Origin of the sequence: Nonomuraea sp. NPDC050786 (genome assembly GCF_040654115.1) — a bacterium.
GTDB lineage: Bacteria > Actinomycetota > Actinomycetes > Streptosporangiales > Streptosporangiaceae > Nonomuraea.
This window is the reverse complement of record NZ_JBFAHJ010000024.1, coordinates 60804-82593: the sequence shown is the minus strand read 5'-3', so window position 1 is coordinate 82593 and position 21790 is coordinate 60804. Positions and strand designations below refer to the sequence as shown.

Genomic DNA, 21790 nt, shown 5'->3' with positions numbered 1-21790 from the left:
ATGCGGGGCCCGCCTGTCCTGCCCCAGCCCCTCCCTCTCCATGAGGCTGCGCTGGTTCTGGTATCACGCTGTCAAGCTTCGCGTACTCTCCGTTTCCGTGGAGCCCAAACGGAGGACAAAAACCTGTGGTTCCCCTATCGGCGTGAGAACGTGACCGGAAGCCTCCGCGCCGCTAGCCTGCCCATGTGGAGCTCAAGGTCTCGACTCGATCACATGCCGGGTCAGCACTCGTTGCCATCACCGGAGAAATCGACCTCTACACGGCGCCTCACCTGCAGACCGAGTTCACTCGGCTGTTGAAGGAGGGGCCCAGCCGAGTGGTCATCGACATGTCCGCCGTGGATTTCTGCGACTCCACGGGGATGAACGTGCTGCTGTCGGCGCTCAAACGGATGAAGGAGCAGGGAGGGACGCTCGAAGTGGCTGCCCCGCGTCCTGCCGTACGCAAGATTCTGCAGGTCACCGGGCTCGACTCGGTGTTCACCGTGCATGACGAGGTGCCGCAGGAGTTCCTCATAACCGAGGGATCATGACGGTGTCCGTGCGCGGGCGGCGCTTCGGCGCGCCTCCCGGCCGGTGGCGTGCCGCGCAGGGGTACGGATGTCGGCTACGGTGGCGATGGTGACCTGGCCAGGGCCGCCGGTGCCGATCGCCCCGCGTGCGGGGTGCCGGCAGCGGTGCTCGGGCATGGTTTTGGGCGTCGGTCGTGGCGCTCGGGCGGGGTCGTGTTCGGGGCGTCGGCTGTGGCGTCCGGGCGGGTCGTGTTCGGGGCGTCGGCTGTGGCGTCCGGATGCGGCTACGTTCGCGATGCCGACGGCGTCCGGGCGGGAGCCGTGTCCGGGACGCCGGCGGTGGCGCTCGGAGCAGGTCGCGTTCGGGCCGGCCATGGTGCCCGGCCATGGTCCTGGGCCATGGTGCTCGGCTTCGGGAGGGTGTCGTGGGTGTGGAGGTGATGCTCGGTGAGCAGTGGCGGTGACACAGCGGTCGTCATCCCGGCCGTCAACGAAGCCGACCGCATCGCGGCCACCGTCGCGGCCGCCGCGGATCTGCCCGGCGTGGATCTGGTCGTGGTCGTGGACGACGGCTCGACCGACCAGACCGGCAGGGTGGCGCGCGCGGCGGGAGCCCGGGTGGTGCGTCACAGCCGCAACAAGGGCAAGGCCGCCGCCATGGAGACGGGAGCGGAGGCGGTCCGCCTCCTGGACGAGGAGCGCAGCCCTCGCCACCTCCTCTTCCTGGACGCCGACCTGGGCGCAACGGCGGGCGCCGCCGCGCCTCTCATCGAGCCCGTACGCGCGGCCAAGGCCGACATGACCATCGCGGTCTTCACGACGAGAGTGAAGCTGGGCGGCCACGGCTTAGTCGTACGCCTGTCGAAGGAGGGCATCCGCCGCGCCACCGGCTTGGAGCTGGCGCAGCCCCTCAACGGCCAGCGCTGCCTCACCAGAGCCGCCTTCGAAGCGGCGCGCCCGCTGGCGCACGGGTTCGGGGTGGAGACGGCTTTGACGATCGACCTGCTGCGCAAGGGGTTCCGGGTGGTGGAGGTCGAGGTCGAGATGGCCCACCGCGCCACGGGGACGGACTGGCGCGCACAGCTCCACCGAGCCAGACAACTCCGGGACGTGGCACTCGCCCTGGCCGCCAGAGACCCGCTTGTCGTCCAAAATCTCGACAAACTTCGCCCCCATCGCTGACCATCTCCACACCTTTCGATCGTCGATCTGATCATCCGGGCTGTGACGTGCGGGGCCGCTCCGTCTGTCTGTGGCGGGCCGGCTCCACGCGTACGTAATCCACAGAGGGCCTGACCCCGATCCGGGTTGTCCACAGGAACGCCTCGCCCGTCGGAAGCCGCCATGCGAGTGTGCTGGAATTTGCCGGTGACTTCGGAGAAGCGGCACGACAAGGCACGAGGCCGGCTCGCGTGGCCGGCCACGGCGGCGATCGGCGCCTCGATCCTGCTGACGATCACCATAGGTCTTCTGGGCCCGTCGGCGATGGTTCCCGCCCTGACCGGCCCGAGCCGGCACCCGCCGTACTCTCTGGATGTCCACCCCGAGCCCCACCTGGTGATCGCCCTCGCCGCGACCGCGCTCCTCCTGGGCGGCCTCGGCCTCCTGGCCGCCCTCGCCTCGATCCGCACCCCCTCCCCAGGGCTTCCCGGCTCAAAGAGGGGCGAGACACGCACCCTCTGGGTGCCCAGCGCCCGCATCCTCGTGCTCACGGGCTGCGTGGCCGCCGCGATCCTCGCGTTCCTGCCTCCCTCCGGCTCCGGCGACCACCTCAACTACGCCGCCTACGGCCGCATGGTGACGCTCGGCCTGAGCCCCTACACCCATGGGGCGGTCGACCTGCCGGGCGACCCCATCGCCGACGCGGTCGAGGATCCGTGGCGTGAGGAGCCGAGCGTGTACGGCCCCGTGGCAACGGCTCTGCAAGCTGTGGCGAGCTGGATCGGCGGCGACTCGCTCCGCCTGACGATATTCGTGCTGGCCCTGTTCAACGCCGCCGCGTTCATCGTTACGGGCCTCCTCATAGACCGCTTCACCCGGGACGACCCGATCAGGCGGCTGAGGGCCGCTCTCCTGTGGACGGCCAACCCCCTCCTGCTCTACCAGCTGGTGGCGGGCATGCATGTCGACACCCTCGCCATCGCCTGCATGGTCGCCGCCCTCCTGGCCAGAAGCCGCCCCCTGGGCTCCGGCCTCCTCCTGGGGCTGGGCGTGGCGATCAAGGTCAACGCCGGCCTGGTGGCGCTCGGCCCGGCCTGGGAGCTACGGCGACGGCCCGCCCGCCTGGCCCTCATGGCGGCGTGCGCGCTCGCTGTGGTGGTCGCCGGGTACGCGATCGTCGGGCCGGAGGCGATCGCCCCGGTGACGCGCACCAGCAAGTCGATCTCCCACGTCTCGTTCTGGAAACTCGTCCAGGGCTGGCTCCAGGCGATCGTGGGCACCGGCAGCGCTTACCGGGCGGAAATCCAGATCGGCTCGCTCCTCGTCCTCACACTCATCGCCTGGTCCCTGCTGCGCCTGGCCTCCCGCTCCCGAGGCCCAGGCGGGCTCGGGGCGAGCGCGCGGGGGATCGAGCCGGTCGGGGAGAGCAGCCACGCCGCCCCGACGCTGGGCCCCACCACGCGCGAGACAGACACCGCCGCGGCCTCCGGCGAGAGCAGCAACCGCGCAGGACAGAGGGTTGGCGGCGGGCAGGGAGCCGGTGGGCTTGCGGCGCCGGTTGTCGCGGTGGGGCTGGTGGTGGCGTACCTGTTCGCCACCCCGTACATCCTGCCCTGGTACGACGGCCTGGCGCTCGGCTTGCTGGCGCTGGTGGCGGCCTCCGCGGTGGACGGGTTCGTGGTCGCGCACCTGCTGGTGCTGTCGCTGGCGTACCTTCCGGCGAGGGTGGTGGGGCCGCCACAGGACCTCGACTGGCTCAGGACCGTGCTCAGACCTCAGCTCGCGTGGGCGCTGCTTGCTCTGACGGCGGGGCTGATCCTGTGGGCCTGGCGAGCTGCAGGGCGCGAACGCAGGCCGCCAGCGTCAGAGGCACGGCCACTGTCAGGGCCATAGCGGGGATGGCGATGCCGGAGTCGTTCATCAGGAAGCCGACGAAGGCACATGTGAGCGCGCCGAAAAGCCCCGCCCGGAGCGTCGGGGCCAGGTGGTACGCCTGGCTGAGGGCCGAGACGCCCCAGCGCGACGGACGGGCGAGCACCAGGAAGAGGAAGGCCAGCGCGACCAGCGAGAGGAGAGTCAGTGACCAGTTCCCGATGGTCACACCGATCATGGCGCTGAACTTGCGCCAGACGACGGTCCATGCCTGGCCGTCGATGATCTGCTGGACGAAGTTGCCCAGGTGGGTCCGCTGGTCATCCGGGCGCAGCCAGTCGACGACGGAGAGGGCGCCCACCAGCACGGCCCCCACCAGGCCGACGAGCAGCAGCCTCAGCAGGGACACACGCCTGCCGGACAGCAGTATGAGGAAGACCGCCAAGCCGATCACGAACGCCGGGACACCGCCGAAGTCAGCGCCCCAAGAAGGCCACCCGTCCGCGAAGACCGCGAGCCCTCCGTACACGCCGCACACCCCGACGACCACCGTCCTGGACACGCCCCGGCCGAGCAACCACTGGGACACCCCGGCCAGCCCGAGGATGGTGCCTGTGGCGTAGACGGCGAAGGCGATGTTGCTGAAGCCGTAGAAACGTCCTCCGGTCACGGGCTCGTAGCCGGTCACGGCGTTCACCTGGAGCTTGGAGCCCGTCATGACATCGATGAGGAGGGCCAGGGAGGTCACGGCGGCGACCACGGTGAGCGGGCCCAGCACGTGAGTCCGCCATGGACCGGCGAAGGCCAGGGCGGTGACCAGACCGGCGATGGCCACGATCGTCACGATCACCGACAGCATCGGCACCGGCAGCGTCCACCACGGCACCAGCTGGGCCAGGAATGTGGAGATGGCGATGGAACCGCTGACCACCGCCACGATCTGGACGGCTCGGAGGAGCGTTGAGGTCTCCGCGAAGTCGGCGGGCAAGGGAGCGTGAGCCGCTCCAGTGCTGGTGGGGGAGGTGGAGTGGGGCGCTGTGGTGCCGGCGGGTGAGGCGGAGGCGGAAGCGGAAGCGGGGGTGGGGGTGGAGTCGGGTGCTGTGCTGCCAGGAGAGCCGTGGTCTGCGGGGTCGGTGGCGAGGGGCGATGAGTCGGACGTTTCGGGGCGGTTCGGGGAGCGGCGGCGGCGGAGGGCCAGGGCGGCGAAGGCGTAGAAGAGGAGCTGGACCGTGACCAGGACGGTGAAGAACGGGCCGCGGACCTCCCGTAGCACCTGGCTGGCCAGGTCGCCGTCCGCCAGCTCCGACACCGTGTCGGCCGGTGCGGCGGAGGCGGTGCCGTCGGGTTGCCAGGGGCGGCCGACCACCTGGCGCTGGGCGGGAAGGCCGAGGAGCTGGATGGTGGTGGCGGTGAGGTCGGTGATCGTGACCAGGGCGTCCTGGCGGGTGGAGGTGGCGGTCAGGTAGCCGTGGCCGTACGGGCGGCCGTTCGGGGACTTGGCGATCGCCACGTGGAGGTGGGCGTTCGGGGTCACGTCAGAGACGCCTGCCACCAGGACGGTGGTGTCGGGGGGAAGCTTGGCGAGCAGGGTGCCGATCTGGTGGTCCGCTCGGGCCACGGCTGCCTGGCGGGCGGCGGCCGGCAGCGGGGTGGGGACGCCGTACTCGTCCAAGGGCTGCCTGGCCCAGGCGGTGGCCAGGTCGGGGGCTTCCATGATGATCAGGTTGTACGGGTTCAGGGCGCCGATGGCGTCGACAGTGGGGGCGTATTTGGCGATATTTCCGGACTTGTCGGCTGCCGCGATCGCGGCGCCCGGACCTATGGCGGCGACCTTGCCTCCGTTGTCCGCCACCGACTGGCCCAGGGTGCCGAGCTGGGCGTCGTAGCCGGTTTCGGATTGGTACGCGGTCAGGGCCTGCCAGTTCGGGATCCTGGCGGCCTCTCCTGTGGGTTGCGGGAGCGGGGGCTGGGGGCAGCCCTTGCCCGCGGTGCCCGCTCGCTGGCCCGCTGAGACGGTCAGCCAGCCCGCCGTGGGGCAGGTGGTGCCGCGGTCCGGGGGCGGTACGGCACGCGTCGAGAGGGAGCCCGAGGCGCCCTGGCCGACGAGGGCCCACAGGCTGGGGGTCCGTGACGGGTCCAGGTCACTCCATTCGAGGCCTGGTACGCCGATGAGGGCGACCCGAGCCGCCTGGGCGACCGGCTCTGTCCCGGTGACTCGGCGGGAGACGGAGGTGGTGGCGGAAGCTGGTGCGCGCGTGTCCGCCGCAAGCCCATGCGTGTGGAGGCCGGTGCTGGTGGCCGCGCCGGTGGCGGTGGTGAGAGAGGTCGCGGCGGCGGCCGGCGAGGGGAGGAGGCATGTCGCCGCGGCCATGCAGAGGATGAGCGCGGCGAAGGCCCGTCGGCTCATCGGGATGGCGAGGGTGCGCCCGCCTGCCCAGGTGGCGGGGGTGCGTCCGCTTGCCCGGCTGGCGAGAGTACGCGCGTGTGTCCAGATGCCGAGGGTTTGCGTGCATGGCCGGGGCGCGAGGGTCCGTGCGCGCGTCCGCACGTCGAGGACGTGCTTCGGTGTTGGCGCGTGTGGCATGGACGGAACCCCCAGTGATTGCCCCTCGATCAACAACAGCCACGGTAACGTGCCACATCGTGACAAGTGGCGAGGTACGCGTGATGCGGCGGCAGTGGTGGGCGTGGGCGGTCGCGGGGCTCGTGGTCGCCGCGGCCGCCGTGCCCCTGGTGCACATGTGGCTCACCAATCCCGACGATCAACGCCTGGTCGACCTCGACGTTTACCGTACCGGCGGGCAGATGCTGCTCGAGGGCCGGCCGGTGTACGAGTACGTCACGCCGGCCCCGCAGCTGTTGCCGTTCACCTATCCTCCCATCGCGGCGATGATGGCCGTGGCGCTGGCCGAGATGTCCTGGGGGACGGCCCAGTGGGTGTGGACGGCCGGGATCTTCGTGGCGCTGGCCGTGACCGTGGGGTTCTCGTTCAGGGAGGTCCTGCGAGGAGAGGCGCTGCGGAAGTACGCGCCGTGGGCGTTCGCGGCGCTGATGATCGCCTGCACGTACCTGATGCCGATCAGGGACCAGGTGCGGTTCGGGCAGGTGGACATCCTGCTGGTCGCGCTCTGTGTGGCCGACTGCATGGCGAAGAGGCCCTGGTGGCCGCGGGGGTTCCTGATCGGGCTGGCCACGGCCGTGAAGCTCACGCCGGGCGTCTTCCTGATCTACCTGCTGCTCACGCGGCAGTGGCGGACGTTCTCCATGGCGGCATTCACAACGGCGCTGCTGACGTTGCTGCCGTTCGCGGTGATCCCGCGGGACGCGGCCGACTTCTGGTTCTGGGCGCTGCTCGATCCCGGCCGGGTCGGCGCGAACGCGGCCACCACCAACCAGTCGATCCGCGGCATGCTGCTCCGCCTCTACCTGCCCGATCCGGCGACGTCCCTGATCTGGGTCGTGGTGGTGGCCGTGGTCGCGTGGTACGGGTTCCGCGGCGCGCGGGCCGCGTACCAGGCGAACGACCAGCTGACCGCGGTCGCGCTGGTGGGGCTGATGGCCGTGCTGCTCTCCCCGGTCGCCTGGATCCACCATCTGGCCTGGGTGGTCGTGGTGCTCGCCGCGATCGTGGGGGACGGGCGGGATCCGGTCAGGCTGCGGGTGGCGGCGGGCGTGTGGCTCTTCTACGTGGTGCCCGTCCCCTGGTGGGGGGTGTCGTTGAAGGCGGCCGACATCCCGGGGGTCAGCCTGGTGCTGGGGAAGATCGTCCAGAACGGGTACGGGCTGGGCGCGCTGGCTCTCGTGTGGTTGTTGGCGTCGTGGTTGCCGAAACGGCGCGAGATCGCATGACCGAACCATTACCCTCTGTGCCGTGCTCGTTACCACCTGGGTGATCGTGGGCGTCATCGCCGGAGTCAGCGGCGTGTTCATCGGGTATAGGGCGCTCCGGCAGGCCAGAGCGGTCGTGGAGGACTGCCAGCGGATGCTCGCTCGGCAGATCAGCGAGGGCATGGGCGATCTCAAGGCCATCAGGGACGTGGCCGTCTGCCGGTACGACGCGCTCTCCGAGATGACCGGGCGGCTGTCGTTCTCGGTGGCGATGATCAACGGCCTCGGTGACGGCATCGTGCTGACCTCGATCAACGGGCGGAGCGAGACCCGTACGTACATCCGCCCCGTGGTCGGCGGGAAGGGGCGGGAGCCGCTGTCGCCGGAGGAGGAAGAGGCGGTGCGGGCGGCCAGGCTGGGGCTCGGGCCGTTGGTCCCGTCGCGGGCCTCAGAGGCGCTGTAGACACACGCCGTATGGGCGCACGGCTGTCCACCTGCGGATACTCTTGATGCATGCCCAGACTCGCCTATCTCGGACCGGAAGGCACCTTCACCGAAGAGGCCCTGCGGCTCCTCGACCCGACGGCCGAGCGTCTGCCCTGCGCGTCCGTGAGCGCCGCGCTCAACGCCGCGCGCGCCGGCGACGCCGACGGCGCCGTCGTCCCGCTGGAGAACTCCATCGAGGGCGCGATCACCTCGACGCTCGACGAGTTCGCCTGGGGCGAGCCGTTGCTGATCACGGCCGAGCTGCTGCTGCCGGTGCAGTTCTCGCTGCTGGCCCGGCCCGGCACCGAGATCGCCCACATCAAGCGGGTCTACACGCATCCCGCGGCCATCACCCAGTGCCGCGCCTACGTCGCGCGCGAGCTGCCCGAAGCCGTCGTGGTGGCCGCCCCTTCGACCGCGGCGGCGGCGCAGGAGGTGTCGCTGCCCGGCTCGCCGTACGACGCCGCCATCGCCGCCCGCATCGCCGGCGAGCACTACGGGCTGGTCCAGCTGGCCGCCGACATCGGCGACAGGTCCGACACCGTGACCAGGTTCATCAAGGTGAGCCGGCCTGGCGGTCCGCTGCCCGAGCCGACCGGCTCCGACCGCACCACGCTGGTCGTCTTCCTCGCCGACGACCACCCGGGCGCGCTGCTGGAGATGCTGACGGAGTTCTCCGTGCGCGGGGTCAACCTGACGCGCATCGAGTCCCGGCCGACCGGTGACGGCATCGGGCGCTACTTCTTCCACTTCGACTTCGAGGGCCACATCGCCGACGCCCGGGTCGGGGAGGCCATCGCGGGGCTGCACCGCATCTGCGGCGAGGTGCGCTTCCTCGGCAGCTACCCGCGGGCCGACGGCATCGCGCCGCAGATCAAGCGGGGCACGTCCGACCCGGAGTTCGCCGAGGCGGGCGACTGGCTCGCGCGCATCCGCGCGGGCCAGGTCTGAGGGCCGGGCGGGCATCCGCGCGGGCCAGGTCTGAGGCCGGACACGCATCCGCGCGGGCCAGGTCTGAGGCCGGGCACGCATCCGTGCAGGCAAGGTCTGAGGGTGGGGTACGCATCCGCGTGTACTCGGTAATCCGGGGGCGAGGTGCTGCCGCGCGCCGGTAGCCTTTGGCTTGTGATTGACCTGCGTACCCTTCGTGAGGATCCCGACCGGCTACGGGCGTCGCAGCGTGCCCGCGGTGAGGACGACTCCGTCGTCGACACGCTGCTCGACCTCGACGAGCGCCGCCGATCCGCGCTGACCTCGTTCGAGTCCATGCGCGCCGAGCAGAAGAGCATGGGCAAGTCGGTCTCCAAGGCGCAGGGCGAGGAGAAGGCCGCGCTGCTCCAGCGCGCCAAGGACCTCGCGAGCCAGGTCAAGGCCGCGGAGGCGGAGGCGGAGAAGCTCGGGGCCGAGCTCGACGAGCTCCTGCAGACGGTGCCCAACATCGTCGAGGAGGGCGCGCCGGAGGGCGGCGAGGACGACTACGTCGTGCTCGAGACCCACGGTGAGCCGAGGACGTTCGACTTCGAGCCCAAGGACCACCTGGAGCTGGGCGAGGCGCTTGGCGCCATCGACATGGAGCGGGGCGCCAAGGTGTCCGGCTCGCGGTTCTTCTTCCTCAAGGGCGTCGGCGCCCGCCTGCAGCTCGGCCTGCTCAACATGGCCATGCAGCAGGCCGTCGAGGCCGGGTTCACGCCGATGATCACGCCGGTGCTCGTCAAGCCGGAGACCATGCAGGGCACCGGCTTCCACGTGGCCCACGACAAGGAGATCTACCGGCTTCCCGAGGACGACCTCTACCTCGTCGGCACGTCGGAGGTGGCGCTGGCCGGATACCACGCCCAGGAGATCCTCGACGCCGGTGACCTGCCGCTGCGCTACGCGGGCTGGTCGTCGTGCTTCCGCCGCGAGGCCGGCTCGTACGGCAAGGACACCAGGGGCATCATCCGCGTCCACCAGTTCGACAAGGTCGAGATGTTCTCCTACGTGCGCCCCGAGGACGCGCACGAGGAGCACCTGCGCCTGCTCGCCTGGGAGAAGGAGATGCTGGCCAAGATCGAGGTCCCGTACCGGATCATCGACACGGCGGCGGGCGACCTCGGCATGTCGGCCGCCCGCAAGTTCGACTGCGAGGCGTGGATCCCCACCCAGGGCCGCTACCGCGAGCTGACCTCGACCTCCAACTGCACGGAGTTCCAGGCGCGCCGGCTCGCCGTCCGCTACCGCGACAAGGACGGCAAGCCCCAGCACCTGGCCACGCTCAACGGCACCCTGGCCACGACCCGCTGGATCGTCGCGATCCTGGAGAACCACCAGCAGGCCGACGGCTCCGTGGTGGTTCCCGAGGCGCTGCGGCCCTACGTGGGCCTCGACGTGCTGGAGCCGTCCAAGTAGGCGCGGCGGGCGTCGTTCCTGATCAGGACGGCGCCCCCCAGCAGCACCAGGGCGGTCAGCACCACGGCCAGGACGACGGCGGCCCAGTACGGGTCCGGGATGCCCTCCGACCAGCCGTAGAAGGGCGTGTAGACGGTCGCGAACACGAGCGGCGCGGCCAGCACCCCGACTGCGGCGGGCACGGGCCGGGCCTGGCCGGCGACCGCCAGCACGAGGCAGACCACGCTGCCCGCCAGGGTGGCGAGCGCGCCGATGAGGGTCAGGACGGGCCCCATGTTCATGCTCAGCGACCACGTCCCCGTCCAGCCTGTGAGAACGGCGAGCACGCCCAGGGAGGCGGCCACCGCGAAGCCGAGATAGGCGCGAGTGAACTGCCGCAGCCCCGCTCCGGCGCCGCCGAACAGCATGCAGGCGGCCAGGAAGAGCGCGACGTTGCGCTCCGGGGACAGGTCGACCGCGTCGATCTCGAAATCGCCCGGCCAGCCGACCCGCCGCCACTCACCGGACACGTCGCGGATCAGGATGCCGTCGAGGCCGTTCGCGACGACCACGACGTGCCCACCCGGGCGGGCCTGCACGGCCAGCGCCATCGAGGCCCGCGCGTCCTTGCGGGAGTAGCGCCTGTCGAGCCGGTCGCGGTCGTCGCCGGTCAGCGCCCACGACGGGCCCCACGTCCGGCCGCCGTCGTCGGACTGCTCGACGGCCATCCGGCCGGCCACCACCCGGTAGCACCGTGTCGCCTGCATGGGCACGCAGGCGGCGCTCTGGAGCGGGTGTCGCTCCTTCTCGTTCCAGGTGTTCCCCTCCGACCAGGTCACCCCGCCGTCCTCGGAGATCCGCGCATCGCCGTCCCGTACATGGACGACGATCCGGTCGCCGTCCACCTCGACGGAGCCGGCGGTGGGTGAGGGCGCGGCCGAGGTGGCGGTCACCGCCAGCACGGCCAGCGGCATCGTGACGATGAGCCGCCAGCGCGCGGAGGGCGCCCGCAGGCTGCGGTGGCGGACCCACCAGGCCAGGGCGAGCGCGGGAAGGGCGAGGAGGTCCGTAGGATCGGCCAGGACGCGCGATGGGCCCGCGACCAGGGTCCAGGCATGGGAGGCGAGCTCCGCGCCCGTCTCCGTGCTTTTCACGAGCGTGAAGAGCACCCCGGTCAGTACGGTGGCCGCCAGGTCGGCCCGCCGCCGGAAGAGCAGCGCCACCAGCGCGGGCGCCACGACGAGCCCCGCGACGTCACTGAGCTTGCCCGTGACGAACCCGGGCCAGGCCTGTTTGAGCAGGTGGTCGTTGACCAAGAGCACGAAAACCCCGGCAACGGTCACGGGGTGACATAACCAGGCGTACCTCATGTAGAGGTGGATGGCCGCGAAGCGGGGAAGGTTCGCGGCCGTGACCAACCTGGAACAAGCAAAAGACCGAGGCCCGCTGGAAGCGAACCCCGGCCTGTCTAGCTGCTACAGGTCAGATGGCTCGGACCTGAGAGGCCTGCGGCCCCTTCTGGCCCTGCGTGATCTCGAACTCGACCCGCTGGCCGTCTTCAAGGCTGCGGTAGCCGTTGCCGACGATCTCAGAGAAGTGCACGAACACGTCCGGCGCACCGCCGTCCGGGGCGATGAAGCCGAAGCCCTTCTCGGCGTTGAACCACTTGACGGTTCCCTGAGCCATAAAAGCTCTCCCTCAGGATGTGAATCTATGGGACCCACACCTCGTGGGTCCCGGTGTGTCGTACAGCAAGCACCCGGGGTGGCTCAGACAAAGTCATGCTGGTTTTCACTACGGGATCAGCTAATACAACGCCATCACATCTAACACCATTCTGGAGCGTTGGTGTTCCCGTACCTACGAAGATTTCTGTCAGGCGGCATCACCGGGCAAACTGGAACCTGTTATGCAGAGCCTTCCCACACCCCGTCTAGTGGCCACCGACCTCGACGGAACCGCGTTGCGCACCGACGGAACCGTGTCTCCCCGGACGGCGGCGGCCTTCGGCAAAGTCGAGGAATCGGGTGCCTTGCTCGTGTTCGTGACGGGGCGTCCGCCCCGCTGGATGGGTGAGGTCGCGGGTGCCGTACGTCACCGTGGGCTCGCAATCTGTGCGAACGGGGCACTGATCTACGATCTCCATACCGAACGGATAGTGGAATCTCACCTGATCACGGTGGACGTGCTCCAGGAAGTCGTGGATCAGCTAAGAGCGAACGTGTCCGATCTCGCATTTTCGGTCGAGTATGAAGTGGGTTTTGCGCATGAGTCCGATTTCCTGCTCGGCGGCCTGGACAAGCAGGCCCGAGCGGTACGTGTCGACTCCGTGACCATGCGTCCATGCGTGAAGCTGCTGGCGCTGCACCCCGTCATGGGCCCGGACGAGCTGCAGGCCACCGTGCACGAGCTGGTCGGGCATCTGGTGACCGCGACGCACTCCAGCCGCAGGGGCCTGATCGAGATGAGCGCTCAGGGCGTGACGAAGGCGTCGGCCCTGGCGGCCTTCGCCGGGCAGCACGAGATCAAGCCCTCAGAGGCGATCGCGTTCGGGGACATGCCGAACGACCTGCCCATGCTGAGCTGGGCAGGCACGTCGTACGCGGTCGCGAACGCCCATCCCGACGTGCTGGCGGCGGTCGACCATGTGACCGCGGCCAACGACGAGGACGGCGTCGCCCAGGTGATCGAGCGGCTCTACAGATAGCTGCGTTCAGCAGCTATCTGCAGCAGGCGCTTGCGCCGCTACAGATAGCCACGGGCCGACGACCATCCACAGCAGGCGCTTGCGCCGCTACGGACAGCCTCGGCCGGCGGCTGTCCTACAGGTAGGGGCCCGAGCCGCCGGGCGGCCGGTGCTGGTCGTCGCCCTGCGGCACGCCGGGCAGCGCCCTGCGCATCTGCTCCAACTGGGCACGGGCGGCCATCTGCTGCGCGAACAGCGTGGTCTGGATGCCGTGGAACAACCCTTCGAGCCAACCGACCAGCTGGGCGTGCGCGATGCGCAGCTCCGCCTCGCTCGGCGGCGCGCCGTTCTCCTCCGTGAACGGCAGCGACAGGCGCTCCAACTCGTCGACCAGCTCCGGTGCCAGGCCGTCCTCGAGCTCCTTGATGGAGGACTCGTGGATCTCCTTCAACCGCTTGCGGCTGGCCTCGTCGAGCGGAGCCGCCCGGACCTCGTCGAGGAGCTGCCTGATCATGCTGCCGATGCGCATCACCTTGGCGGGCTGCTCGACCAGGTTCGTGACCGATCGATCATCTTCACCGCTATCGCCCTGACCTTGGAAGTCAGGGCCCACCACCACGATGTGGGGGGTGTTGTTGTCCTCAGCATTCATAACACTCACCGTACTAGCAGGATCTTGCCGACGTGCTCCCCCGAATCCAACATTCGGTGCGCTTCAGCGGCATCCGGCATCGGCACTTTCGCGTGCACCACAGGGCGCACGGCTCCCGCGCCGACCAGGGGCCAGACGTTGTCCACGACACTTCGGACGATGACGCCCTTCTCGTCCACGGGACGCGAGCGGAGCGTCGTGCCGTGGACGGCGGCGCGCTTGGCGAGCAGCGCTCCCAGGTCGAGCTCGGCCTTGCGGCCGCCCTGCAGCCCGATGATCACCAGCCGGCCGCCGGTGCGCAGCGCGCGGACGTTTCCCGCCAGGTATTTCGCGCCCATGATGTCGAGGATCACGTCCGCCTGCACCTTGTCGGCGAAGTCCTCCTCACGGTAGTTGACGACCTCGTCCGCGCCGAGCTCCCTGACCCGCTCGCCCTTGGCCGCGCTGCCGACGGTCGCGACGACGTACGAGCCGAGCGCCTTGGCCAGTTGCACCGCGAACGTGCCGATGCCGCTGGCGCCGCCGTGCACCAGCAGCGTCTCGCCCCTGCGCAACCGCCCGACCATGAAGACGTTGGACCACACCGTGCACGCCACCTCCGGCAGCCCGGCGGCCTCCACCAGCGGCACCCCGTCAGGCGCCGGCATGACCTGCTGCCAGGGCACGGCTACGCGCTCGGCGTAACCGCCGCCTCCGAGCAGGGCGCACACCTCGTCACCCGGCTTGAAGTGCTCGACGTCCGAGCCGACCTCGGCCACCACGCCGGAGACCTCCAGCCCCGGATAGGGCGGCGCGCCGGGCGGCGGATCGTAAAATCCCTGTCTCTGTATGACATCGGCCCGGTTGACCGCCGAGGCGGCCACGTCGATGAGCACGTCGCCGCGCCCGACGCGCGGCTCCGGCACCTCGCGCCACTCCAGCACCTCGGGTCCGCCCGGCTCGGCGATCTCAATGGCTCGCATGCGAACTACGGTAGCCGGGCAAAGAAGTTGTGGGTTGCCGAGCTTCGCGGTGGCCCATGGCGTTAACCTGCAATGTATTTGCTGCCCCTTTAGACCCACCCGAGGGGGAACACGGTGGCAAGACACGATCGAGAGGAATCGCTAGAGGAACAGCTGGCCTGGCTCGACGCGATCAAGGAGACGGAGGAGGCCCCCGTCCCTGTCAGCGCCTCGACGGCTGTTCCTGACGAGCCGATCGCCTCGCCGTACCCCCAGGACCCGTGGCGGCTGGTCCCGGCGCAGCAGGACACGCCGACGCCACCGCTGTTCCGCGCGGCCGTCGACTCCGTGTACGGCGCCGAGGCGGCCGAGGATCTCCCCGACGGAGAGACCGAGGCCGCCGAGTGGCTCGGCACGGCCCGCGCGGCGACGAAGGAGCCGGCGGCGCCGAGCGTGGACGACGACCCGTTCCACGCTCCGCTGAAGCCGTTGCCGCGCCCTGACGACACCGACACGTACACGCTGTCGTTCACCCCGCCGGAGGCCCCCGAGCAGGCCGCCGGCGAGGAGGAGGACACGTCCTGGTCGACGGTGCCCGAGTGGGCGCGCGCCCCCGAGCCGGCCCCCGAGGAGCCGGAGGGGCCCGCGGCGGAGACCGAGATCGACGCCGAAGAGGAAGCCGCCGACGAGGAGGACGACGAGGAGGCCGCCTGGGCCGACACCTCGCCGAGGCACGAGCGCCCGCAGTGGACGGAGCCGTCTGACACCCTCCCGGCGATCCAGCCCCCTCAGTGGAGAGACAGGGACGGCTCCGCGGAGGACGAGCGCCCCCAGCACACCGAGGCCGAGGAACGGCACTCGTGGGCGGAGCCTCTCCACCGGGAGGAGCCGGCCAAGCCGTCGTGGGACGAGCCCCTGCAACGGGAGGAGCCGGCCAAGCCGTCGTGGTCCGAGCCTCCCCACCGGGAGGAGCCGGCCAAGCCGTCGTGGTCCGAGCCTCCCCACCGGGAGGAGCCGGCCAAGCCGTCGTGGTCCGAGCCTCCCCACCGGGAGGAGCCGGCCAAGCCGTCATGGGCCGAGCCCCTTCACCGGGAGGAGCCCGCCCACGAGCCCGAGCGTCCTCAGCAGCACGAGTGGCGGCCCGCGGAGCGCGAGATCCCGCCGCCTCCCCAGCGGCACCGCCGCCCGGCCCCGATCCCGGTGTTCACCGCCCCGCCGCGCCCCCCGGTCACCGGACGCCCCACCGCGGACAGCCTGGACCCGGAGTCGCTGCTACGCGGACGGCGTAACGCCCCCTCCAAGGGCTGGCGGCGCCTCGTCTACAAGGCGTCGGGAGGCTGGATCAAGCCCGGCGAGCCCCCGGAGGTGCGCCGCCGCCGCGAGCTGCTGAACAGGGCCCGCACGCCGGTCACCGCCGGTCATCACCGGGTGGCCGTGCTGAGCCTGAAGGGCGGCGTGGGCAAGACCACGACCACGGTCGGACTCGGCGCCACCCTGGCTTCGATGCGCGGCGACCGCGTCATCGCCGTGGACGCCAACCCCGACAGGGGCACCCTGTCCGACAAGCTCGTCCTGGAGACCTCGGCCACCGTGCGCGACCTGCTCAACGAGCGCGACCAGGTCAAGCGCTACGTCGACATCAGGGCGTTCACCTCGCAGGCGCCCTCGCGCCTCGAGGTGCTCGCCTCCGACCGCGACCCGTCGGTCTCCGAGGCGTTCAGCGGCGCGGACTACCAGGCCGTCTCCCAGGTGCTGGAGAACTTCTACTCGATCTGCATCACCGACTGCGGCACCGGCCTGCTGCACTCCGCGATGGGCGGCGTGCTCGGGCTGGCCGACCAGATCGTGCTGGTCAGCTCCCCGTCCGTGGACGGCGCCAGGGCGGCCTCGGCGACGCTCGACTGGCTGGAGGCGCATCACTACGCCGATCTGGTGAAGAACGCGACCGTGGTGCTGTGCAGCGTCCGGCCGCGCTCGAAGTCGGCGGTCGACATCAAAAAGCTGGAGGCCCACTTCGCCGCCAGGTGCCGCGCGGTGATCCGGGTGCCGTACGACCCGCATCTGGAGGAGGGCGCGGAGATCGACCTCGACCGGCTCCAGGAGCCGACCAGGGACGCCTTCCTCCAGCTCGCCGCCTACGTGGGCGACGGCTTCGCACCCAGATGAGCGGAGGGTGTGGGATTCGAACCCACGAGGCCATCGCTGACCTGGCCGCTTTCAAGGCGGCTGCACTCGTCCACTATGCGAACCCTCCCGTGCGGAAACCACGATAGCGGCTGCGGTGACAGCGGTGTACGTTCAGGAGGTGGCGGATCTCAACGTCGAGGTGGAGCGCGGCGACGCGGCGGCGCTCGTACGCCTCGACGGTGACCTGGACAAGCTCACCGCGCCGCAGCTCAAGGATTGCCTAGTCAAGCTGCTCGCCGAGGGCCGGGTGAGGGTCGTCGTCGACGCCGGGGAGCTGGAGTTCTGCGATTCGAGCGGCCTGTGGGCGCTGGTGGAGCACCAGCGCCGGGTCGCAGCGCACGCCGGCTCCTTACGCCTGGTCGGCGTGCACGGGGTGCTGCAGCGGGTGCTCGACGTGACGGGCCTCAAGGCCGCCTTCGACGATGTGCTCCGCGCGGAGCGGTAAAAACCCGCAGGGTCACCCGCCGAGCTGCGACAGCAGCCACTTGGGGCCGACGGTCTCGGCGCCCAGCTCGTGCACGCGCTCCCGCAGCCCGCGATCGGCGGTGACGACGAGCACGCGCTCCCACGGCTTGGCCTGGCGCACCACGTCCACGATCGCGTCGTCCCCGCTCCCCGTGGCCCCGACCACCTGGATCCCCGGCACGGCCGGCGCGCTCCTGGCCGCGCCCTCCACGACGGCGACCACGCGCGGGTACCACTGCGCCAGCACGGGATGCGCCAGGCGCAGCCTCGACACGTCCTCGAGCAGCCGCGTCGCCGCCCCGAGCCGGTCGCGCCACCAGCCGCGCTCGGCCCGCGCGCCCACGATGTTGGCCACGTCGAGCACGACGGTCTCCGGCCTGATCTCCCCTTGGATCTCGCCCCAGGTGGCGGCGAAGCCGGGATGCAGCCGCCGGTCAGGCACCTCCGGCAGCGGCAGCCAGCGCAGCTCGCTGCTCTCGCTGTTGGCGGGCACCGCGGCCAGCAGCTCGGCCGACTCGGCGATCACCGTCTCGAACGCCCACCCGCCGTGATCGTCGAGGTAGACGCCCTGCACCCGCAGCTCGTCGCCGGCGAGCGCCGCCTCTTCACGGGCCTCGCGGAGCGCGGTGGTGACGGCGTCCTCGTGGCTGTCGCGCGCCCCTCCCGGCAGCCCCCACGTGCCGCCGTGATGGCTCCACCAGGAGCGCTTCTGCATGAGCACATACGGCACGCCGCGCTCGTCATGGTGTACGACAAGGAGCCCGGAGGCGCCGTGCAGGCCCCAGTGCCGGTGGCCCTGGGAGCACTCGGTCCAGCCGTCGCCGTCCTTAGCCGCCATGGAGTGATTCTCTCAGCCTCCGCCCTTGCTGAAATGCTGCAGATCCTTGGCGCCCGACCAATAGCCGCCCCACTCCCAGCCGACCTGAGAGAAGGCCTTTACCACCTTGTCACCAGGATTTATTACGCCCTTCCCCTTCATGGGGCGCTTTGTGAACTTCTTGGACGCTTTGTGCGCTGTTTCGCCGCTTGCAGTGATGTATGGGTTAATGAGCGGGTTGACGTCTATCGCTTCCCCGTACGCGTGCTTCGACCAGTGACTTGACCCGGTCGCCTGGCGGCAGTTGAACGCCGAAGTGTTGTTGGCCTCGATGGAGGCGAAGTCGTCGGCCTTGTACGCGTCCACCAGCTTCATCTGCTGGATCGGCCAGCGCCAGCCGTACAGCTTCCTGAAGACCGTCACGATGTCGTCGGTGACCGTCTTCCGCACCACCAGCTCGCCGGTGTGCGGCTTGCCGTCGAAGCCCCAGTACGTCATCGTGATCAGCCGCAGGTCGCGGTAGCTGACCGGGCAGCCGGGACGCCACGAGTACGGCAGGCGGTCGCGGGAGACCTGCGAGACCTTGGCCTTGAACGCCGGCGGAGCCGTCGAGCTGGGCGTTGGCGTGGGCGGTGGCGTGGGCGTGGCCGACTCGGCAGGCTGTTGCGCGGGCGCCGGCACCGTCGATGAGGAGCCGGTGGTGGCAGGCGCCCGCGTCCCGCACGAAACGGAGGCGAGCACCACGAACGCCATGGCGGCAGCACGTTTCATCTCGCCACAATATGCGACGTTCAAGCAGCTCAAGGTACTATCAGCACGGTATGGCGAGCCCTTTTCGCCAGCCCGACCGCCACCGAGCCGTGCCACATGGAGCGTGAGCGGCCCACCACGATGGCGTCGGCCATGTACGCGCTGGCCAGCGTCTCCAGCTCGCGCGCCGCGTCACCGCGCAGGCTGACGAACTGCCACGGCACGCCCGCGCCCCTCAGCTCGTCCCGCAGGTCCTCGCTCAGGTCGCCCGCCGCGTCGGGGATGATCGGCGACCCGGCGAAGAACCACAGGGCGGCGCTGTTGAGGGATTCGACGAAGGCGACGAGCAGGGCGGCGCGGTCTCTCCGGGCGAGCCCGGCCGCGTACGCGAGCGCGTTGCGGCTCGGGCCCGATCCGTCGAAGCCCACCACGAGCAGGCCGGCGCCGTCCTTGCCGATCTCGAACTCCCCTGCGGGGAGCCTGCCGGTCAGAGGCTCCCGTGCGGGGTCTGTGTCACCGCCGAACACGGCATGTCCCGCGTCAGGCGTCTGAGTGCTTACCGCGGCGGGCCAGCTCGCGCAGGGCGTCGGCCGCGTAGATCACCAGGGACACGAACGAGATCCCGGCGATCGCGCCGCCGAGCCACAGGTCGTTGATCGTCGCGTCCACGTAGGGCGCGCCCCTGTCTTGATAACCGACCGCGAACGGCGCGGCGACCAGCCACAGGCCGCCCAGGAACAGCAGGACGAGGGCGGAGACGCCCAGTTTTGCCTTCATCGGTTCTCCTCCACTCCGACCAGGGTTGCCTTGCCGTTCCGGCGGTGCTCAGCCGAGCTGTTGAGGTCCTCGCGCAGCGCCTCGACGAGCGGAGCCAGCAGGCTCGCCAGTTCGGCGGAGGACGCCTGGGGCGCCGCCGGCACGGGCTCGGGCTCCGGCTCGGGCCGGCGCTGACGTACGACCACCAGGCCCCTCGCCACGAGCTCCTCGTAGATCGCCGCCACGAAGCAGATCGCGCCGATCAGCCCCACGACGGCCACGACCAGGCCGCTGAAGAACTCGGACTGGGTGGCGTTCGTCCAGTCGGCGTCCTCCGGCTGGGTGCCGAGCGCGAAGGGGGCGATCATCAGCCACAGCCCGGCCAGCACGGCCAGGGCGGCGGCGACGGTGCCCACGAACTTGCGAATCATTGTGAGATTCCTCCTGTTACGAGGTCTTTCTGCGGGGGCGCGGCCTGGGCGATCAGGGCGCGCGAGGTGGGTCGCAGCACGCTGTTCGCGACCGACCTGGCCCGCTCCCGTTCGGTCCGGCCGTCCGGCGGCGCCATCCTGGCGACCGCGCTGAGCAGCGCGGAGCGTTCGCCGTTGGTCCGCTCGATGCGCTGGGCGATGAGCTCGAGCAGCAGCCCGGCGAGGACGAGGTCGTCCTTGCTGAGCGGCTTCGGCGCCGGGGGCGGCGTCGAGGAGCCGCGCAGCGGCAGCTCCTTGAGGAAGACCGTGGCCACGAACCCGATCAGCGCGATGGGCACGCCCACCAGGAACACCGTCTCCAGGCCCCGCGTGAACGACTCCAGCACGATGTGCTTGATCGGCTCGGGCAGGTGCTGGATGGCTCCCGGGCTGCCGAGCTTGACGTCCCCGCCGCCGGGCAGCGCGATGTGCGCGGCCCTGAGCATGTCGGCCATCTCGTCCTTGAGGCGGTTCGTCAGGATCGCGCCGAACGCCGCCACACCGACGGCGCCGCCCAGCGAGCGGAAGAACGACACGCCGGACGTGGTCGAGGCCATGTCACGTAGCTCCGAGCCGTTCTGGGCGGCCAGGATGAGCATCTGCATGGACAGGCCGAGCCCGGTGCCCAGCACCGCCACGTCGAAGCCGATGAGCCACTCGCTGGAGTCGACGTGGAGCTTGGAGAGCATGAACAGCCCGACGGCCACGATCAGCAGGCCCGCGACCGGGAAGATCTTCCACTTGCCCGTCTGTGTGACGATCTTCCCGGAGATCACGCCGGCCAGGAACAGCGCCACCACCATGGGCAGCGTCATCAGGCCGGACTTGGTCGGGCTGAGGCCCTTGACGATCTGCAGGTACTGCGGCAGGTAGATCATCGCGCCGAACATCGCCATGCCGACGAACAGCGAGGCGAGGCTGGTCAGCACGAACGTGCGGTTGCGGAACAGCCGCGGCGGCAGGATCGGGTTACGCGCGGTCCGCTCCGACACCACCGCCAGGGCCAGCATGAGCAGGCAGAGCGCCGCCAGGAAGTACGTCCAGAACGAGTTCCACTCGAACTCCACACCGCCCAGCGTCAGCAGCAGCATGAGCGAGCTCGCGCTGGCCGTGATCGTGGTCGCGCCCCAGATGTCGATGGAGGTGCTCCGCTTGACCTTCGGCAGCTTCAGCACCTTCTGGATCACGATGAAGGCCACCACGGCGAAGGGCACCACGACGTAGAAGCACGAGCGCCAGCCCAGCCAGTCGGTGTCCACCAGGAAGCCGCCGAGCAGCGGACCCGCGACCGTGGAGATCCCGAAGACCGCGCCCATGTAGCCCGAGTAACGGCCGCGCTCGCGGGGCGAGACGATGTCCCCGAGGATCACCTGCGCGAGCGCCGACAAACCACCCACGCCAAGGCCCTGCACGGCTCGCGCCGCGATGAGCTGCCCGATGTCCTGGGAGAGACCGGCCACCAGCGAGGCCGCCACGAACAGCCCCAGCGCCGTCTGGAAGAGGAGCTTCCGTCCGAACAGGTCGGACAGCTTGCCCCACAACGGCGTGGAGACCGTCATCGTCAGCATGGTCGCCGAGGCGACCCATGAGTACTGGTCCTGACCGCCCAGCTCCCCCACGATCGTCGGCAGTGCCGTGCCCACCACCGAAGTCGAGATCATCGACGTGAGCATCGCGAGCATGAGCCCGGACATGACCTCGAGGATCTCGCGGTGGGTGTACTGCCGCCTCGCGGGGGGTGCGGCCTGAGCCTGCGCAACCACTACACCATCCCCTTACTACAGCTTTACTCCACGTGAGTATACGCGCGTTTACTAGCCGCGCGGCAAGTGGGGGTCCG

At 70.2% G+C, this 21790-nt stretch carries 20 protein-coding genes, 1 tRNA gene and 1 pseudogene; 10 read left to right on the top strand and 12 right to left on the bottom strand.

Annotated features, from left to right (window positions below):
- Nucleotides 1-185: 185 nt before the first annotated feature.
- The 3 genes and pseudogenes from AB0H84_RS35220 to mptB form a co-directional block, all read left to right on the top strand.
- On the top strand, nt 186-533 hold the full coding sequence (locus AB0H84_RS35220) for an STAS domain-containing protein (protein ID WP_344999369.1): 348 nt from the start codon (nt 186-188) through the stop codon (nt 531-533).
- Nucleotides 534-959: 426 nt separating this feature from the next.
- Nucleotides 960-1694 (top strand): glycosyltransferase, encoded by a 735-nt coding sequence (locus tag AB0H84_RS35215; RefSeq protein WP_357614153.1) that lies wholly within the window; start codon nt 960-962, stop codon nt 1692-1694.
- 162 nt (nt 1695-1856) lie between these two features.
- Nucleotides 1857-3041, top strand: a pseudogene (mptB, locus tag AB0H84_RS35210) (polyprenol phosphomannose-dependent alpha 1,6 mannosyltransferase MptB); the annotation flags it as partial.
- 400 nt (nt 3042-3441) lie between these two features.
- Here mptB and AB0H84_RS35205 read toward each other — a convergent pair.
- Nucleotides 3442-5952: a hypothetical protein gene (locus AB0H84_RS35205; protein WP_357614150.1), complete on the bottom strand. Its 2511-nt coding sequence runs from the start codon at nt 5950-5952 to the stop codon at nt 3442-3444.
- A gap of 236 nt (nt 5953-6188) precedes the next feature.
- Between AB0H84_RS35205 and AB0H84_RS35200 the strand changes: the two genes are divergently transcribed.
- The 4 genes from AB0H84_RS35200 (at nt 6189) to serS (ending at nt 10247) form a co-directional block, all read left to right on the top strand.
- Nucleotides 6189-7394, top strand: coding sequence for a glycosyltransferase 87 family protein (locus tag AB0H84_RS35200; RefSeq protein ID WP_357614148.1), 1206 nt, complete (start codon nt 6189-6191; stop codon nt 7392-7394).
- A 22-nt stretch (nt 7395-7416) separates the two neighbouring features.
- Nucleotides 7417-7836, top strand: a complete 420-nt coding sequence (locus tag AB0H84_RS35195) for a DUF4446 family protein (RefSeq protein ID WP_357614146.1) — start codon at nt 7417-7419, stop codon at nt 7834-7836.
- Between the two features lie 50 nt (nt 7837-7886).
- On the top strand, nt 7887-8810 hold the full coding sequence (pheA, locus tag AB0H84_RS35190) for a prephenate dehydratase (RefSeq protein ID WP_357614143.1): 924 nt from the start codon (nt 7887-7889) through the stop codon (nt 8808-8810).
- 174 nt (nt 8811-8984) lie between these two features.
- On the top strand, nt 8985-10247 hold the full coding sequence (gene serS, locus AB0H84_RS35185; protein ID WP_357614140.1) for a serine--tRNA ligase: 1263 nt from the start codon (nt 8985-8987) through the stop codon (nt 10245-10247).
- On the opposite strand, the gene AB0H84_RS35180 is transcribed toward serS, so the two are convergent.
- Nucleotides 10211-11569 carry a hypothetical protein gene (locus AB0H84_RS35180; RefSeq protein ID WP_357614137.1) on the bottom strand — a complete coding sequence of 453 codons (1359 nt, stop codon included), beginning with the start codon at nt 11567-11569 and terminating at the stop codon, nt 10211-10213. The two genes, serS and AB0H84_RS35180, sit on opposite strands and share 37 nt — an antisense overlap.
- Nucleotides 11570-11708: 139 nt before the next feature.
- A complete protein-coding gene (locus AB0H84_RS35175) occupies nt 11709-11912 on the bottom strand; it encodes a cold-shock protein (RefSeq protein WP_043619750.1) in 204 nt (67 codons plus the stop codon).
- A gap of 250 nt (nt 11913-12162) precedes the next feature.
- Here AB0H84_RS35175 and AB0H84_RS35170 point away from each other — a divergent pair, with 250 nt between their 5' ends.
- Nucleotides 12163-12933 carry an HAD family hydrolase gene (locus tag AB0H84_RS35170; protein ID WP_357614135.1) on the top strand — a complete coding sequence of 257 codons (771 nt, stop codon included), beginning with the start codon at nt 12163-12165 and terminating at the stop codon, nt 12931-12933.
- Nucleotides 12934-13048: 115 nt separating this feature from the next.
- Here the strand turns inward: AB0H84_RS35170 and AB0H84_RS35165 are convergent, their stop codons facing one another.
- Nucleotides 13049-13564, bottom strand: a complete 516-nt coding sequence (locus tag AB0H84_RS35165) for a bacterial proteasome activator family protein (RefSeq protein WP_344999351.1) — start codon at nt 13562-13564, stop codon at nt 13049-13051.
- A gap of 5 nt (nt 13565-13569) precedes the next feature.
- Nucleotides 13570-14526, bottom strand: coding sequence for an NAD(P)H-quinone oxidoreductase (locus AB0H84_RS35160; RefSeq protein ID WP_357614132.1), 957 nt, complete (start codon nt 14524-14526; stop codon nt 13570-13572).
- A 114-nt stretch (nt 14527-14640) separates the two neighbouring features.
- On the opposite strand from AB0H84_RS35160, the gene AB0H84_RS35155 reads away from it, so the two are divergent.
- Nucleotides 14641-16671, top strand: a complete 2031-nt coding sequence (locus tag AB0H84_RS35155) for an AAA family ATPase (protein WP_357614129.1) — start codon at nt 14641-14643, stop codon at nt 16669-16671.
- Between the two features lies 1 nt (nt 16672).
- Here the strand turns inward: AB0H84_RS35155 and AB0H84_RS35150 are convergent.
- Nucleotides 16673-16759 (bottom strand) — tRNA-Ser (locus AB0H84_RS35150).
- 51 nt (nt 16760-16810) lie between these two features.
- On the opposite strand from AB0H84_RS35150, the gene AB0H84_RS35145 reads away from it, so the two are divergent.
- Nucleotides 16811-17137: an STAS domain-containing protein gene (locus AB0H84_RS35145; protein WP_357614126.1), complete on the top strand. Its 327-nt coding sequence runs from the start codon at nt 16811-16813 to the stop codon at nt 17135-17137.
- 12 nt (nt 17138-17149) lie between these two features.
- Here the strand turns inward: AB0H84_RS35145 and AB0H84_RS35140 are convergent, their stop codons facing one another.
- The 6 genes from AB0H84_RS35140 to AB0H84_RS35115 are packed head-to-tail and all read right to left on the bottom strand — an operon-like array spanning nt 17150 to nt 21713.
- Complete coding sequence (locus AB0H84_RS35140) at nt 17150-17995, bottom strand: NUDIX domain-containing protein (RefSeq protein ID WP_357614123.1); 846 nt, start codon at nt 17993-17995, stop codon at nt 17150-17152.
- Nucleotides 17996-18007: 12 nt separating this feature from the next.
- The gene (locus tag AB0H84_RS35135) at nt 18008-18727 is read right to left on the bottom strand and encodes a M15 family metallopeptidase (protein ID WP_357614120.1); all 720 of its coding nucleotides are present in this window, start codon (nt 18725-18727) and stop codon (nt 18008-18010) included.
- A gap of 47 nt (nt 18728-18774) precedes the next feature.
- Nucleotides 18775-19251: a universal stress protein gene (locus AB0H84_RS35130; protein ID WP_357614117.1), complete on the bottom strand. Its 477-nt coding sequence runs from the start codon at nt 19249-19251 to the stop codon at nt 18775-18777.
- Between the two features lie 13 nt (nt 19252-19264).
- Nucleotides 19265-19501, bottom strand: a complete 237-nt coding sequence (locus AB0H84_RS35125) for a hypothetical protein (protein ID WP_357614114.1) — start codon at nt 19499-19501, stop codon at nt 19265-19267.
- Nucleotides 19498-19911: a hypothetical protein gene (locus AB0H84_RS35120; protein ID WP_357614111.1), complete on the bottom strand. Its 414-nt coding sequence runs from the start codon at nt 19909-19911 to the stop codon at nt 19498-19500. Before AB0H84_RS35120 ends, AB0H84_RS35125 begins: the two co-directional genes overlap by 4 nt.
- Complete coding sequence (locus tag AB0H84_RS35115) at nt 19908-21713, bottom strand: MDR family MFS transporter (RefSeq protein ID WP_357614108.1); 1806 nt, start codon at nt 21711-21713, stop codon at nt 19908-19910. The genes AB0H84_RS35120 and AB0H84_RS35115 overlap by 4 nt, the downstream gene beginning before the upstream one ends.
- Between the last annotated feature and the right edge of the window lie 77 nt (nt 21714-21790).